We start from the raw sequence: 16,068 nt of genomic DNA, 5'->3' as shown, positions 1-16,068 counted from the left end.
CACGCGAAGCGCACCCTCAACACTCAGAATTGGCCGTAAATATTACGTTTTTTTCAACGCGATGACATGCGGTGTTTTGCGTGGGCTAAAACAGCCCGGCTTTAGCGGCACGCAGCACCGCCTGGATCTTGTTATGCACGCCCAGCTTCTTGAAGGTACTGCTGATATGAAAGCCCACGGTGCGCTCGGACAGGCAAAGAATCGCGGCAATCTCGGAGGCGGTCTTGCCCATCGCGGACCACTTGAGTATTTCTGTTTCCCGGGCAGTCAATTTGCTGGGCGCTTTGATCTCGGGTGCGTTGGCGTACTTGCGCGCGACCACCGCATGCATCACATGGCAAAGCCACAACACCTGGGCGGTTTTTTCGTAGAGCTCTGCAGGGGTGACCTTGCCCTTGCTGCGAACCAGGGTCAGCATGCTGAACACCCCCTGGAAATCATGCACGGGTTGGGTCCAGCCGAAATGCACTCCGCATGCCTGGGCCAACTCCCACAGCTGGGGGGCGTCAGCAAAGGTTTTTTGCTCCCAGAGAATGGGCAGTACCGAAGTTTTACAGTGGGTTACAACGGGGTCTACATCGAAGAAGTGTGCTTTTTTATAAATACTGAGCCATTCATTTGGATAGTTATTGAATAAAATTGGTTTTGTATGGGGGCATTGTGATTGGGTGCTCATGGTAAAGGAGCAATATTCGAAGCCTCGTTCATAGGTGTGGTTTATCACCATCTCAAACACACTGGTGATTTCACTCTCGCCGTCCAGCTTGGGTAGCCGGGTATTATGCCAATTGACCATCGGTGACTCTCCATAGGTGTCTGTGTAACCTGGGTACGTCCTGATCTCCCAATGCAACTCGAAAAGAAGTGTAGGGTAAGTCCTACAACTGAGTTTAAAAAAAATTTTATCTACAGGGCTCGTTTAGTTCGCCGGTTTTGTACAAGACTCGAAGTTTTGTATAGGAGCGCTTGGCAGGGGCTTTTTTTTCAATGTTTTGAAGGTGGTATCAAAATGATGTCGCTGTAAGTGCCGTTGCTTCTAGTGAGGTATTCGGGGCACGTTAATAGCCAAATAGTTAGTTCCGCAGTGGAGTGCATGGTTGACCCCGTGATGGGCAAAAAACGTGCAGCCCAGCTGAGTGTGCTTTGAGCGATTGCAAAGCCAGTACCAATCATCGGTGTTTGCGCGGGCTGTTTTGAGGGACACTAAAGGCCTGTGCAAAACGGAGCCCCCCATGACGGCCAGTGCTGAGAAATTTACCCGCCAGACCCTGCTCGATGTGCAATCGCTGACCCCCAGCCTGTTCACCCTGCGCACCACCCGCGATGCCGGTTTTCGTTTTACCGCCGGCCAGTTCGTGCGCCTGGGCGTTACCAAGGCGGATGGCAGCACCGTGTGGCGTGCCTATTCCATCGTGTCTTCGCCGTTTGATGAGCATCTGGATTTCTTTTCCATCGTGGTCCCCGGTGGTGAGTTCACCAGTGAACTGAGCCGTCTGAAGGTGGGCGATACCTTGCTGGTAGAGCGCCAGGCTACGGGTTTTCTGACCCTCAACCGCTTTGTCGACGGGCGCGACCTGTGGTTGCTGGGAACCGGTACGGGCGTCGCGCCGTTCCTGTCGATCCTGCAGGACTTCGAAGTCTGGGAAAAATTCGAGCGCATCATCCTGGTGTACAGCGCCCGGGAAGCCAAGGAACTGGCCTACCAGTCGCTGATCGACACGCTGGGTGAGCGCGAGTACCTGGCCGAGTACGCCCACAAGCTCACCTACATTCCCATCGTCACCCGCGAGCAGCATCCGGGCGCGTTGAATGGGCGTATTACGGCCTTGATCGAAAATGGCGAATTGGAGCGGGCCGCCGGCGTGGAGCTGACGGCGCAGGATTCGCGCGTACTGATTTGCGGCAACCCACAGATGGTCGATGACACGCGCCAGTTGCTCAAGCAGCGGGACATGCAACTGAGCCTGAGCCGACGGCCTGGCCAGGTGGCGGTAGAAAATTATTGGTAGAAAAAAGGCGCCTTGCGAGGCGCCTTTTTTGCATCCGCCGGTTAAAGCGGCTTGTTGTTCTGTGCCTTGAGCAGATCGCGGATCTCGCCCAGCAGCACTTCTTCCTTGCTCGGCGTCGGCGGCAGGCTTGGGGCCACGGCTTCTTCGCGCTTCAGACGGTTGATCGCCTTCACGCCCATGAAGATTGCAAACGCGACGATTATAAAGTCGATGATGCTCTGGATGAACTTGCCGTAGGCCAGGACAACAGCGGGTACATCACCTTGTGCGGCCTTGAGCGTGACGGCCAGATCGGCAAAGTCCACGCCACCGATCAGCAGGCCGATGGGAGGCATTATCACGTCGCCTACAAATGAGGAAACAATCTTGCCGAAGGCAGCACCGATGATGATACCGACGGCCATGTCGACCACATTACCTTTGACCGCGAAGGCCTTGAACTCACTGATCACGCCCATAGGTTATTCCTTGTTACAGTTGAGGAGGGTGGAGGTCAGTGTAATTCAGTCGAACAGCGCTTGCTCGACACAACTGTTAACACTGTCGGTTTTTATCGACACATCAAATCGCAAATAGTTTGCAAAGTGCCATCAATCGCGCGCGAATTAGCCGCTATTTCAGCGGGTTACCAGATTTTTTTCTTAATCGGGTCTGTGGTGTTTTTCTATTTATCTTCTGACTCGCAGGTCACTAGCCTCTGGCAAGCACAACTGAATGTGCATTAAAAAAACCAGAGGAAACCTCGATGAATACTCCAATCAGCCGCAGGCCCGTGTCGGCGCGCCACGCGCTGGCACTGGTGACCGCCAGCCTGCTTTCCCTCTCTGTGCAAGCCGCCAACCTGACCCGCGATAACGGGGCCAACGTCGGTGATAACCAGAACTCCCAGACCGCCGGCGCCAATGGCCCGGTGTTGCTGCAGGATGTGCAACTGATCCAGAAGCTGCAGCGCTTCGACCGCGAACGCATCCCGGAGCGCGTGGTGCACGCGCGCGGCACGGGCGCCCATGGCACCTTCACCGTGACCGACAACCTCAGCGACCTGACCAAGGCCAAGGTGTTCGCCGCCGGTGAAACCACGCCGGTGTTCGTGCGCTTCTCGGCGGTGGTGCATGGCAACCACTCCCCGGAAACCCTGCGGGACCCACGGGGCTTCGCCACGAAGTTCTATACCGCCGAAGGTAACTGGGACCTGGTCGGTAATAACTTCCCCACGTTCTTTATTCGCGATGCCATCAAGTTCCCGGACATGGTCCATGCCTTTAAACCGGACCCGCGCACTAACCTGGACGATGACTCGCGCCGTTTCGACTTCTTCTCCCATGTTCCAGAGTCCACTCGTACACTGACCGAGTTGTACTCGGACTCCGGCACCCCCGCCAGTTACCGCGAAATGGACGGCAATGGCGTACATGCCTACAAGTTGATTAACACTAAAGGTGAAGTGCACTACGTCAAGTTTCATTGGAAGAGCCTGCAGGGCATCAAGAACCTTGATCCCAAGCAAGTTACCGAAGTACAAGGGCGTGACTACAGCCATATGACCAATGATCTGGTCACGCACATCAACAAAGGCGACTTCCCTAAGTGGGACCTGTATGTGCAGGTGCTCAAGCCTGAAGACCTGGCCAAGTTTGATTTCGACCCACTGGATGCCACCAAGATCTGGCCGAATGTGCCCGAGCGCAAAGTCGGGCAAATGGTGCTGAACCGCAACCCGGCCAATGTGTTCCAGGAAACCGAGCAAGTCGCGATGGCCCCGGCCAACCTGGTACCGGGTATCGAGCCGTCGGAAGACCGCTTGCTGCAGGGGCGGGTGTTCTCCTACGCCGATACGCAGATGTACCGCCTGGGCGCGAACGCCCTGCAGTTGCCGATCAACGCTCCACGGGTCACCGTCAACAACGGCAACCAGGATGGCGCGATGAACTTTGGCAAGACCACCACCGGTGTGAATTACCAGCCAAGCCGCCTGTTGCCGCGCGAAGAGCCTCAAGCCGCACGCTACAGCCAGGCGCCGCTGTCGGGCAGCACCCAGCAGGCCAAGATCCAGCGTGAGCAGAACTTCAAGCAGGCGGGTGACCTGTACCGTTCCTACACCAAGAAAGAGCGCGAAGACCTGATCAACAACTTCGGCGGCTCATTGGCCACCACCGATGACGAGAGCAAGCACATCATCCTGTCGTTCCTCTACAAGGCCGATCCCGAGTACGGCACTGGCGTGGCCAAGGTCGCCAAGGGCGACCTGGCTCGCGTAAAGGCGCTGGCGGAAAAACTGACTGACTGATTCGTTGGTTATGGTCGGCGCCTTCACGGGCGTCGACCTTTGGCAGGAGAACACCCTATGCGCATCACTATCGGTTTACTGATGGCCATGCTGGCCTTCGCTGCCCATGCCGAGTCCCCCGACCCGGTGGCGCTCAAGGCACAGTTGCAGGACTACTATTTCGACGCCGCCCGTCGTGGCGACCTCGACATGCTCAACACCTTCATAGAGTCCGGCTACGGCCTCAATGCCCAGGATGACAAGGGCTACACCGCATTGATCCTGGCTGCTTATCACGGCCAGGGCCCGTATGTGGAGCGTCTGCTCGATGCCGGCGCCGACGCCTGCGTGCAGGATAAACGCGGTAACACAGCGTTGATGGGCGCCATCTTCAAAGGTGAGCTGAAAATCGCCCAGCGCCTGTTGGCCACCGACTGCAACCCCGACCAACGCAACGGCGCAGGGCAGACCGCCGCCATGTACGCCGGGTTGTTCAAGCGCGTCGAGTTGCTGGGCGCGCTGCAAGCCAAAGGCGCCGACCTGAACGCCGAAGACCCGGTCGGTAACAGCGCTTCACGTTTGGCTAATGGCGAAATCCGGACCCCAGCGTCGCGCTGAGCTATCATCGCGGTTTTTCGGTTGGAGGTTCTCATATGGCAAAGGCCAAGCGCATGTACGGCTGCACAGAGTGCGGCGCGACCTTTCCCAAATGGGCGGGCCAGTGCTCCGAATGCGGCGCGTGGAACACCCTGACTGAAACCATGATCGAGAGCGGCGGTGCCGCGGCCCCCACCGGCCGTGCCGGCTGGACCGGGCAACAGGCGCAGATCAAGACCCTGGCCGAAGTCAGCGTCGAAGAAATCCCGCGCTTTTCCACCGCCTCCGGCGAATTGGACCGGGTGCTGGGCGGTGGCCTGGTGGACGGCTCGGTGGTATTGATTGGCGGTGACCCGGGCATCGGCAAGTCCACGATCCTGTTGCAAACCCTGTGCAGCATCGCCAGCCGCATGCCTGCGCTGTATGTCACCGGCGAAGAGTCCCAGCAGCAAGTGGCCATGCGCGCCCGGCGCCTGGGCTTGCCCCAGGACCAACTGCGGGTCATGACCGAAACCTGCATCGAAAGCATCATCGCCACGGCGCGCATCGAAAAGCCCAAGGTCATGGTTATCGACTCGATCCAGACGATTTTCACTGAACAACTGCAATCGGCACCCGGCGGTGTGTCCCAGGTGCGCGAAAGCGCGGCGCTGTTGGTGCGTTACGCCAAGCAGAGCGGCACGGCGATCTTCCTGGTCGGCCACGTGACCAAGGAAGGCGCACTGGCCGGGCCACGGGTGTTGGAACACATGGTCGACACCGTGTTGTATTTCGAAGGGGAATCCGACGGTCGCCTGCGCTTGCTGCGAGCGGTGAAGAACCGTTTTGGCGCCGTCAACGAACTGGGGGTGTTCGCCATGACCGACCGGGGGCTGAAAGAAGTCTCGAACCCCTCGGCGATTTTTCTCACCCGCGCTCAGGAAGAAGTCCCAGGCAGTGTGGTGATGGCCACCTGGGAAGGCACCCGGCCGATGCTGGTGGAAGTCCAGGCGCTGGTGGATGACAGCCATTTGGCCAACCCACGGCGGGTCACGCTGGGGCTGGACCAGAACCGCCTGGCGATGCTGCTGGCGGTGCTGCACCGGCATGGTGGCATTCCGACCCACGACCAGGATGTGTTCCTCAACGTGGTGGGCGGGGTCAAGGTGTTGGAAACCGCGTCCGACCTGGCGTTGATGGCGGCGGTGATGTCCAGCCTGCGTAATCGGCCGTTGCCCCATGACTTGCTGGTGTTTGGGGAGGTGGGGTTGTCGGGCGAAGTGCGCCCGGTGCCGAGTGGGCAGGAGCGGTTGAAGGAAGCGGCCAAGCATGGCTTCAAACGGGCGATTGTGCCCAAGGGCAATGCGCCGAAGGAGGCGCCGCCGGGGTTGCAGATTATTGCTGTGACGCGGCTGGAGCAGGCGTTGGATGCCCTGTTCGAATAATCCGCAACACTGCTGAACACCTGTGGGAGCTGGCTTGCCTGCGATAGCGGCGGGTCAGCTTACCCATCCTTGTCTGATACACCGCCATCGCAGGCAAGCCAGCTCCCACCCTTGATTCATGTTGGCGGCTAAAGCTCCAGCAGGGCGCCCAACTCGCGCTCCAGTTCTTGCTCATCACCCAGGTTCAACTCAACGAACCTACGCAAATGGCTGATCGAGTCCAGATCAATGTGCTTGCATACAAAGCCCAATTGGCCCTGATCTTCATGGGTCAGCCGCGCTTGCATCTTTATATGCGTCTTCTGGTCCAGGCGTATGTCGACGTCAAAGGGCAGCGCTTTATTCCCCTTCCAGTCGTCAGGCCGTTCCACCAGCAATCCCTTGAGTGACAGATCCACCATTTTCACCGGCCATTCGCTGCCGTTTTGCCGAAGTTCGGCCGTGGCATCAAAGGCGATTCGGCGAAAACGGCGACGTTCAGACGCATGTTCGGTCATGGTATAGCCCTCTGTGAATGGGAGGAGTGTAGCCCGGGGCCATCAAGGGGCGTTTATTTCGGCTTTTTTTAACGGTTGAAGGCTCTAGACCAACGTAGGGGGCTGGTCTTTAAGGCCAGTAGCGCTAAACTCGGGCTGGCTGTCCTTTCTGTCCACCCTGGCTGGAATATAAAAATGAAAAATAATAATAGCCTGCTACGCCACTTACCCTGGCTGGTGCTGGCAATTGTAGGAGCGTGCGCCCTGGGCGTAGTGGCCTTGCGCCGCGGCGAGGCGATCAACGCCTTGTGGATTGTGGTCGCTGCGGTGGCCATCTACCTGGTTGCGTACCGTTACTACAGTCTGTTCATCGCCAACAACGTGATGCAACTCGATCCCCGGCGGGCAACCCCTGCGGTGGTCAACAACGATGGTCTGGACTATGTGCCGACCAACAAACACATTCTTTTCGGTCACCACTTTGCGGCGATTGCCGGTGCAGGCCCGTTGGTGGGCCCGGTGCTGGCGGCGCAAATGGGCTATCTGCCCGGTACCCTGTGGCTGATTGCCGGGGTGGTGCTGGCCGGTGCGGTGCAAGACTTCATGGTCCTGTTCCTGTCCACCCGTCGCAACGGCCGTTCCCTGGGGGATATGGTGCGCGAAGAGATGGGCCGCATTCCCGGGACCATCGCGCTGTTCGGCTGCTTCCTGATCATGATCATCATCCTCGCGGTGCTGGCGCTGATCGTGGTCAAAGCCCTGGCCGAGAGCCCATGGGGCATCTTCACGGTGATGGCGACCATCCCGATCGCGATGTTCATGGGCATCTACATGCGCTACATCCGCCCGGGCCGCATCGGTGAAATCTCGATCATCGGCGTGCTGTTGCTGCTCGGTTCGATCTGGCTGGGCGGGCAGATTGCCGCTGATCCGGTGTGGGCCAAGGCGTTCACCTTCACCGGTATCCAGATCACCTGGATGCTGATCGGCTACGGTTTCGTGGCCGCTGTGCTGCCGGTGTGGCTGATTCTGGCGCCCCGCGACTACCTGTCGACGTTCCTGAAAATCGGCACCATCATCGCCCTGGCGATTGGCATCCTGATCACCATGCCTGATCTGAAAATGCCGGCTCTCACCCAGTTCATCGACGGCACCGGCCCGGTGTGGAAGGGCGGCCTGTTCCCGTTCCTGTTCATCACCATTGCCTGTGGCGCGGTCTCGGGCTTCCATGCGCTGATCTCCTCGGGCACCACGCCCAAGTTGCTCGCCAGTGAGAGCCATGCCCGTTACATCGGTTACGGCGGCATGCTGATGGAGTCGTTCGTGGCCATCATGGCGATGGTTGCCGCCTCGGTGATTGAGCCTGGCGTGTACTTCGCCATGAACAGCCCGGCTGCCATTGTCGGCACCGACGTGGTCACCGTGGCGCAAACCGTCAGCAGTTGGGGCTTTGCCATTACGCCTGAGGCGCTGTCAGCCGTTGCCCACGATATCGGTGAAACCACCATCCTGGCACGTGCCGGCGGCGCGCCGACTTTGGCGGTAGGTATCGCGCAGATCCTGCACAGCGTGCTGCCGGGTGAAAACACCATGGCGTTCTGGTACCACTTTGCGATCCTGTTCGAAGCGCTGTTCATCCTTACGGCAGTGGATGCCGGTACCCGCGCCGGTCGTTTCATGCTGCAAGACCTGCTCGGTTCCTTCGTGCCTGCGCTCAAACGCACCGAGTCCTGGACTGCCAACCTGATTGCTACCGCAGGCTGCGTGGCGATGTGGGGTTACTTGCTGTACCAGGGCGTGATCGACCCGCTGGGTGGCATCAATACCTTGTGGCCGCTGTTCGGTATCTCCAACCAGATGCTGGCCGGTATCGCGCTGATGCTGGCGACCGTTGTGCTGATCAAAATGAAGCGTCAGCGCTACATCTGGGTGACCATGTTGCCGGCTGTCTGGCTGCTGATCTGCACCACCACGGCAGGCTTCATCAAGCTGTTCGACGCCAACCCGGCGATCGGCTTCCTGTCGCTGGCCAAGAAATACAGCGATGCCCTGGCTAACGGCCAGATCCTCGCCCCGGCCAAGAGCATCGACCAGATGCAGCACGTGATCTGGAACGCCTACACCAACGCAACGCTGACGGCGCTGTTCCTGTTCGTGGTGTTCAGCATCCTGTTCTATGCGCTCAAAGTCGGCGTCGCCGCCTGGGGTAACAAAGAACGTACGGATAAAGAAGCCCCGTTCCAGGCTGTACCGGACGCGTAAACGAGGATTGCAAGCATGTTCAATGACATCAGTCGCCTCGGTAAATACCTCGGTCAGGCCGCCCGCCTGATGGTCGGCATGCCCGACTACGACACCTACGTCGAGCATATGCAAACCAAACACCCGGACAAGCCGGTGATGGACTACAAGGCGTTCTTCCGGGAACGCCAGGAAGCCCGTTACGGCGGCAAGGGTGGGCCCAAGTGCTGCTGACCCGGTAACGCGGGCCAATGCAATATCCCTGTGGGAGCAGGGCTTTCTGTGGGAGCTGGCTTGCCTGCGATAGCATCACCTCGGTCTGACGCAAGCACCGAGTTGTCTGCATCGCAGGCAAGCCAGCTCCCACAGGGGCCTTTGCTCCCACATTTGTTTCTGTTTTTCTTCAAGGAGAATCTCTTGTCCTCTCCCATCCCCGTCACCATCCTCAGTGGCTTTCTCGGCGCCGGCAAGACCACCTTGCTGCGCCACCTGCTCAAAGCCGAGCACGGCTTGAAAATCGCCGTGATCGAAAACGAATTCAGTGACGCCGGTATCGACACCCAACTGCTGGGCGACGAGCCGGTGCAAGTGATGACCCTGTCCAACGGCTGCGTGTGCTGCACCATCCACACCGACCTGACCAAAGCCCTGTACCTGCTGCTGGAACGCCTGGACAGCGGCGAGATCGCCTTCGACCGGCTGGTGATCGAATGCACCGGCCTGGCCGACCCGGCGCCGGTGGCCCAGACGTTCTTCATCGACGAAGAACTGCGCGAGCGTTATATCCTCGACGGCATCATCACCTTGGTGGATGCGGCCCACGCCGAGCATCACCTGACCCAGACCATCGCCCAGGCCCAGATCGGCTTTGCCGACCGCTTGCTGGTGAGCAAACGCGACTTGGTAGACGACGCCAGCTTCGACGCCCTCAGCCAGCGCCTCACCCGCATCAACCGCCGTGCGCCGATTCGCGTAGTGGACCACGGCAAGATTGATTTGGCCGAGCTGCTGGACGTACGCGGCTTCAACCTCAATGCCGGCATGAGCCTGCGCCCGGTGAGTGCAGCGCCTTCGGTGGACCGTATTTCCAGCCTGGTGCTACGCACCGACCAGCCGCTGGATATCGACCGTCTCAGCGAGTTCATGAACGAGCTGCTGGAAGACCATGGCAAGCAACTGCTGCGTTACAAAGGCGTGTTGAACATTGCCGGGGAGGATCGACGCATGGTGTTCCAGGGCGTGCTGAAGCTGTATGGCTTCGACTGGGATACCGAATGGGCCGAGGGCGAGGCGCGGGAGAGTGTGATCGTGTTTATTGCCGATGAGCTGCCCGAAGACAAGATTCGCCAAGGCTTTGAGCGGGTCTACCAATGAACTCGGCTTGAAATGCACGCCAATGTGGGAGCTGGCTTGCCTGCGATAGCGGTGGGTCAATCACTGATGGGCTGACTGCACAACCGCCATCGCAGGCAAGCCAGCTCCCACACTTGACCCTGTTTCAAATTGAAATCGGCATAAAAAAGCCCGGCTCATGAGCCGGGCTTCTTATTCACGCAACTGCCATCAAGCGCCGTATACCGGCAGCTTCTTGCAGATGGCCTTGACCTTCTCACGTACCGCGTCGATCACGGCTTCGTTGTTCAGGTCGGCCAGGATGTCGCAGATCCAGCCCGCCAGTTCCTTGCACTCGGCTTCCTTGAAGCCACGGGTGGTCACTGCCGGGGTGCCGAAGCGCAGGCCGGAGGTGACGAACGGCGAACGTGGGTCGTTCGGCACGGAGTTCTTGTTCACGGTGATGAAGGCTTTGCCCAGGGCAGCATCAGCATCTTTACCGGAAATGTCCTGCTTGATCAGCGACAGCAGGAACAGATGGTTTTCAGTACCGCCGGACACCACGTCAAAGCCGCGCTCGATGAACACGCTGGCCATGGTCTTGGCGTTCTTGACCACTTGTTGCTGGTAGGTCTTGAACTCAGGCTGCAGTGCTTCCTTGAAGCAGATCGCCTTGGCCGCGATCACGTGCTCCAGCGGGCCGCCTTGGGCGCCCGGGAAAACGGCGGAGTTGAGCTTCTTCTCGATCTCGGCGTTGGCACGCGCCAGGATCAGGCCGCCACGTGGACCGCGCAGGGTCTTGTGGGTCGTGGTGGTGACCACGTCAGCGTAAGGCACTGGGTTGGGGTAAACGCCCGCAGCCACCAGACCGGCCACGTGGGCCATGTCGACGAACAGGTAGGCACCGACCTTGTCGGCGATTTCACGGAAGCGTGGGAAGTCCAGGATCTGCGAGTAGGCAGAGAAACCGGCCACGATCATTTTTGGCTTGTGCTCGACCGCCAGGCGCTCGACTTCGTCGTAGTCGATCAGGCCGTTGGCATCGATACCGTACTGAACGGCGTTGTACAGCTTGCCGGAGGACGAAACCGTGGCGCCGTGGGTCAGGTGACCGCCGTGGGCCAGGCTCATGCCCAGGATGGTGTCGCCGCCTTGCAGCAGGGCCAGGTACACGGCGCTGTTGGCTTGGGAACCGGCGTGTGGCTGGACGTTGGCGTAATCGGCGCCGAACAGCTCTTTTGCACGGTCGATGGCCAACTGCTCAACCACGTCGACGTACTCGCAACCACCGTAGTAGCGCTTGCCTGGGTAGCCTTCGGCGTACTTGTTGGTCAGAACCGAACCTTGAGCCTCCATCACCGCAGGGCTGGTGTAGTTTTCCGAAGCGATCAGCTCAATGTGCTCTTCCTGGCGCACGGCTTCTTGCTCCATGGCGGCGAAGAGATCGGCGTCGTACTTGGCAATAGTCAAATCACGGCTGAACATGGCGGTCCTCAAGGATCGGGGGCAGAAAAGGAGGGCATTCTAACCCAATGGGTTTTAGATGGCATATGAAAGGACATCATGTCGCGGACAAGTGGTTTTCACTCAGCCCCTGATCGTTCCCACGCTCTGCGTGGGAATGCATCCCGTGGCGCTCTGCGTCACATTTAAAAGCGGACGCAGAGCGTCCAGAATTGCGCTCCCACGCAGAGCGTGGGAACGATCAGGGACGGCACTTTCAGTCAAACATGAACAGCGCATCATTACTGAACTGCACCTCAAACCGATTCGCCGGCATTGGCCGCCCGAACAGGTAACCCTGCACCTCATCACAGCCATGCTCACGCAGGAAGTCTAACTGCTCATGGGTTTCCACCCCTTCGGCAATCACCGCCAGGTTCAGGCTGTGGGCCATGGCAATGATCGCCCGGGCAATCTGTGCGTCCTGCTCACCCGAGGGCAGGCCGTCGACGAAGGTGCGGTCGATCTTCAGCACATCGATGGGGAATTGCTTGAGGTAGTTGAGCGACGAATAGCCGGTGCCAAAGTCATCCACCGCAATGCTCAGGCCCAGGTTTTTCAGGCTGGCGAGGATCTGCAGGGCTTCGTTGACTTCACGCATCAGGATACTTTCGGTCAGTTCCAGCTCCAGGCACGCCGGCGGCAGGCCGGTGTCCTTGAGAATGGTGGCGATACGCGTGCCCAGTTGGCCGTCGGAGAACTGCCGCGCCGAGATGTTCACTGAGACTTTCGGCACGCGCACCTTGTTCTGGTGCCAGGTCTTGAGCTGGCGGCAGGCTTCGCCGATTACCCAGTCGCCCACATCCACCACCAGCCCGAGCTCTTCCAGCACCGGGATAAAGTCCCCGGGCGGTACCAGGCCACGGCGCGGGTGGCGCCAGCGCAGCAGGGCTTCGGCGCCGGTCAGGCGTTTGCCGTCGCCGCTGAATTGCGGCTGGTAATAGAGCACGAATTCGTTCTGGTCCAGGGCGTGGCGCAGGTCGCTTTCCAGCTCCAGGCGCTCCAGGGCGCTGGCGTTCATGTCGGCCTGGTAGAACTGGAAGTTGTTCTTGCCGCGCTCTTTAGCGTGATACATCGCCGTGTCGGCGTTTTTCATCAATTGGCTCAGCTCGTTGCCGTCTTGCGGGCTCAGGGCGATGCCGATGCTGGCGGTCACGAAGAATTCGCGGCCCTCCAGCACAAAAGGTTTGACCAGGCTGGCGAGGATCTGCTCGGCCACATGAATGGCGCGGTTCAGCGCCATGTCGCGGCTGACCCGTGGTTGCAGGAGCAAGGTGAATTCGTCGCCGCCCATGCGCGCCACGGTGTCGTCCTCGGCCACGCAGCCGAGCAGGCGCGTGGCCATTTCCTTGAGCATGCGGTCGCCGGCCGCGTGGCCGAGGGAGTCGTTGATCGGCTTGAAGCGGTCAAGGTCGAGGAACATCAGCACCACCCACGACTTCTGCCGTTCGGCGGACTGCAACGCGGTGTGCAGGCGGTCCTGGAACAGGGTGCGGTTGGGCAGGTGGGTCAGGGCGTCGTAGTAGGCCAGGCGGTGGATGCGCTGCTCACTGGCCTTGCGCTCGCTGATATCGCTGAAGAAACACACGTAACTGGCCAGGTCGCCTTCGTCGTCGAACACCGCGGTAATGCCCACCCAGGCCGGGTAATGCTCGCCATTGAGACGCTTGAGCCACACCTCGCCTTCCCAGGTGCTGTGCTGGTGCAATTGCTTGAGCACATAACGCAGATGGGCTTCCTGCTGCTCATCGACGGTGAGCATATTGGGCAACTGGTCGAGCACATCGCTCACCGCATAGCCGCTGACCCGGCTGAACGCCTCGTTGGCTTGCACGATATAACCGGCCGGGTCGGTGATCAGGATCGCCGAGGTGGAATGCTCGAATACCGTGGCCGCCATGCGCAGGTCTTTTTCGGCGCGGCGTTGCTGGCTGATATCGCGGCCCACGCCGAGGATGCCTTCAAACGCGCCATGTTCATCCCACACCAGCACCAGGCGCAGTTCTATCGGCACCTTGCGCCCGTCGGCGCGCAGGCAGTCGAACAGAAACAGTTGGGTCTGCAGTTCATCGCGCAAGGTGTTCAAGGCGTCGGGGTTGCCGAGGGCGCGGCTGACCTGTTCCATCAGGCTATAAATGCCGGTCAACTGCTGAGGGTTGGCAACGATCGACTGCCAGCCGTTCTTGAACACCCAGTCCACGTCATAGCCCAGGACGGTGTTGACCGAGGGGCTGATGTAGTTGAGGGCCAGTTGGCTGTCGGTGGAGCAGATCACGTCGCTGATGCTTTCGGCCAGCATCCGGTAGCGCTGTTCACTGTCGCGCAGCGATTCACTGGCCTCGATCTGGTCGGTAATGTCCTTGGCCACGCCGATGATCCGGGTGACCACCGTAGACGTATCGCGGGCCAGGGCCTGTTCGCGGATATCGAAGCGGCGCCACTGGTTATTGCGGTGACGAAAGCGCAGTTGGCAGTGCAATTGGGTCGTATAGCCGACCTGGCGTTGTTGTTGGCGCGCGTCATGGTAGTGCTCGGCGTCTTCGGGGTGCAGCAGGATTTCCCAGAAGTACTCACCCATTTGCTGCAGTTCGGCTTTGTTGTAGCCCAGGGTGTGACCCAAATGATGGTTGCTGAAAATCATGCGCTGGCTGATCACGTCTTGCACATACAGGTGGTCGGGCACGGTGCGCACCACATCCGACCAGAAGCTTTCACGCTCCACCAGCGACAACTCGATCAGCTTGCGGCTGGTGATGTCGCTGATGCTGAGAATCACGGCCTTGACGTCATCCTGCTGCTCCGGCAAACGCATCACCAGCCACAGGTACTGTTCGTTGCCGGCCACGTCGTTGAGCTGGATTTCCAGCTCCAGCTGTTTTTGCCGGGTCAGTACGGCTTCCAGCACCTGATAGCCGATGGACGTGGCATTGCGCGGGCAGTCATCGATCAGGCGTTCCCACGCCTGCTCGCAGGACGCGACGTTGAGCAGGCGCACGGCCATCTGGTTGACCTCGGTGACGCGCAACTCCTTGAGCAGTTGCTTGCGCTCCGTGGGGTTGGCCTGCAACCAGGCGTGCAACTGCTCACGGCTTTGCACCTGGGTCTTGTTGCAAAACGCCTTGAGCCCCGACAGGTCCAACACGCACAACGCGACGCCGGTGCCTTCGAAGATGTCCTGGTAGCGTCGCCGGCCTTCGTTCACCTGGCGTTGGCGGCGGCGCATGTTGAGCAGCACGATCACCGGGATCAGCGAGAACGCCAGGCCCAGCAGGCACTTGCCGATAAAGGCGGGCAGTAGTTGTTCCAATACCGCGCTGCGGTCAAACATGCCGCGCAGTTGCCAATCGCTTTTGCTCAACGGCGTGACCAGCACGCTGCGGTTCAATTCATCCGGTGTCAGGGCGCCGGACCACTGCGCCGGCATGCCGCTGTCACGGCTGACCACACGATGGTTCAGGCTGTTCTCGATTGCCCACATCGGGCGCTGGCCCTGGACATCCTGGCGTGTGAGGTTGGCCAGATAATTGGGCGCCAGGCGCAAGGCCCAGTACACCTTGGAGCCACCGCTGGGTTGGTGCAGCAACAGATAGATGACCGTGCCGTCATTATCATTGCTCAGGTAGTAGGACTGGGCGTGACTGCGCTTGACCAGGTCTTCGAGCAGGGCACTGTCTTGGCTGCCTTCGGCAGTGTCGCTGATCAGTGCGCCGCTGGGGGCGAGCAGGGCGAAGCTGCGCAGGTCCGGTAATGAGCGCTGCAGCGTGCGCATCAGGGCCTGCTGCTGTTCGGCATTGCGCGGCGGCTCGACAATCGGCAACAGGTTCAGGGCGATCTGTGCGCTCAGGGCCATGTTCTGGCTGATCTGCTCGGCCAGGTCGGCGCTGTAGTCGATGGTGTATTGCTGTTGGTTTTTCTGGTTTTGCTGCAATTGGTCCAGCAGTTGCCAGAACAACAGGGCGAGCAACAGCAGGACAAGCGTCGCCAACGCGCCTTTCAAGGTGCCGTGCAGGGGCGCTCCCGGCGCAATATGAGCGGCGCGCAAGGGCGTGGGCGGCGTGACGTTGGACAAACTGTGATCCTGCGGTTTGGCTGGACTGGCGCGCGACGTGCACTATAAGCCGGACGCCCGAAGGGCGGCTAGCATGCCTTGAGTTGTGGCAAAGTGCCAGTCCTGCCTGGCTGGACTGCCCCAGCGCATTCAGGTAGCTTTGCCGGTTACG

At 59.7% G+C, this 16,068-nt stretch carries 12 protein-coding genes; 7 read left to right on the top strand and 5 right to left on the bottom strand.

The genetic code is table 11. The features are described from left to right. Nucleotides 1–85 precede the first annotated feature (85 nt). Nucleotides 86–796, bottom strand: a complete 711-nt coding sequence (locus tag MHH62_RS20395; RefSeq protein ID WP_339231757.1) for a LuxR family transcriptional regulator — start codon at nucleotides 794–796, stop codon at nucleotides 86–88. A 436-nt stretch (nucleotides 797–1,232) separates the two neighbouring features. On the opposite strand from MHH62_RS20395, the gene MHH62_RS20390 reads away from it, so the two are divergent. Next, entirely contained in the window at nucleotides 1,233–2,009 is a 777-nt protein-coding gene (locus MHH62_RS20390) for a ferredoxin--NADP reductase (protein ID WP_019818025.1), read from the top strand. 41 nt (nucleotides 2,010–2,050) lie between these two features. On the opposite strand, the gene mscL is transcribed toward MHH62_RS20390, so the two are convergent. After that, nucleotides 2,051–2,467 (bottom strand): large-conductance mechanosensitive channel protein MscL, encoded by a 417-nt coding sequence (gene mscL / locus MHH62_RS20385; RefSeq protein ID WP_014720019.1) that lies wholly within the window; start codon nucleotides 2,465–2,467, stop codon nucleotides 2,051–2,053. Between the two features lie 287 nt (nucleotides 2,468–2,754). Between mscL and katB the strand changes: the two genes are divergently transcribed. The 3 genes from katB to radA are packed head-to-tail and all read left to right on the top strand — an operon-like array spanning nucleotide 2,755 to nucleotide 6,296. After that, nucleotides 2,755–4,296 carry a catalase KatB gene (gene katB, locus MHH62_RS20380; RefSeq protein ID WP_020301753.1) on the top strand — a complete coding sequence of 514 codons (1,542 nt, stop codon included), beginning with the start codon at nucleotides 2,755–2,757 and terminating at the stop codon, nucleotides 4,294–4,296. 57 nt (nucleotides 4,297–4,353) lie between these two features. Beyond that, a complete protein-coding gene (locus MHH62_RS20375) occupies nucleotides 4,354–4,893 on the top strand; it encodes an ankyrin repeat domain-containing protein (protein ID WP_014720017.1) in 540 nt (179 codons plus the stop codon). 35 nt (nucleotides 4,894–4,928) lie between these two features. Beyond that, on the top strand, nucleotides 4,929–6,296 hold the full coding sequence (radA, locus tag MHH62_RS20370) for a DNA repair protein RadA (RefSeq protein ID WP_003194313.1): 1,368 nt from the start codon (nucleotides 4,929–4,931) through the stop codon (nucleotides 6,294–6,296). 128 nt (nucleotides 6,297–6,424) lie between these two features. On the opposite strand, the gene MHH62_RS20365 is transcribed toward radA, so the two are convergent. Continuing rightward, nucleotides 6,425–6,793: a PilZ domain-containing protein gene (locus tag MHH62_RS20365; RefSeq protein WP_339231754.1), complete on the bottom strand. Its 369-nt coding sequence runs from the start codon at nucleotides 6,791–6,793 to the stop codon at nucleotides 6,425–6,427. Between the two features lie 174 nt (nucleotides 6,794–6,967). Here MHH62_RS20365 and MHH62_RS20360 point away from each other — a divergent pair, with 174 nt between their 5' ends. The 3 genes from MHH62_RS20360 (at nucleotide 6,968) to yjiA (ending at nucleotide 10,387) form a co-directional block, all read left to right on the top strand. Continuing rightward, a complete protein-coding gene (locus MHH62_RS20360) occupies nucleotides 6,968–9,034 on the top strand; it encodes a carbon starvation CstA family protein (RefSeq protein ID WP_014720014.1) in 2,067 nt (688 codons plus the stop codon). A 15-nt stretch (nucleotides 9,035–9,049) separates the two neighbouring features. Next, entirely contained in the window at nucleotides 9,050–9,247 is a 198-nt protein-coding gene (locus MHH62_RS20355; protein WP_003194308.1) for a YbdD/YjiX family protein, read from the top strand. A gap of 183 nt (nucleotides 9,248–9,430) precedes the next feature. After that, nucleotides 9,431–10,387, top strand: coding sequence for a GTPase (gene yjiA / locus MHH62_RS20350; RefSeq protein WP_014720013.1), 957 nt, complete (start codon nucleotides 9,431–9,433; stop codon nucleotides 10,385–10,387). A gap of 189 nt (nucleotides 10,388–10,576) precedes the next feature. On the opposite strand, the gene glyA is transcribed toward yjiA, so the two are convergent. Together glyA and MHH62_RS20340 are read right to left on the bottom strand one after the other, a co-directional pair. Beyond that, nucleotides 10,577–11,830 carry a serine hydroxymethyltransferase gene (glyA, locus tag MHH62_RS20345; RefSeq protein ID WP_003194304.1) on the bottom strand — a complete coding sequence of 418 codons (1,254 nt, stop codon included), beginning with the start codon at nucleotides 11,828–11,830 and terminating at the stop codon, nucleotides 10,577–10,579. Between the two features lie 235 nt (nucleotides 11,831–12,065). Next, nucleotides 12,066–15,917 carry a bifunctional diguanylate cyclase/phosphodiesterase gene (locus tag MHH62_RS20340; protein ID WP_014720012.1) on the bottom strand — a complete coding sequence of 1,284 codons (3,852 nt, stop codon included), beginning with the start codon at nucleotides 15,915–15,917 and terminating at the stop codon, nucleotides 12,066–12,068. Between the last annotated feature and the right edge of the window lie 151 nt (nucleotides 15,918–16,068).

It is taken from the genome of Pseudomonas sp. FSL L8-0168 (assembly GCF_037976155.1).
GTDB classification, from domain to species: Bacteria; Pseudomonadota; Gammaproteobacteria; order Pseudomonadales; family Pseudomonadaceae; genus Aquipseudomonas; species Aquipseudomonas paracarnis.
Note: the sequence above shows the minus strand (reverse complement) of the source record. Positions and strands in the feature narration are given on the sequence as shown.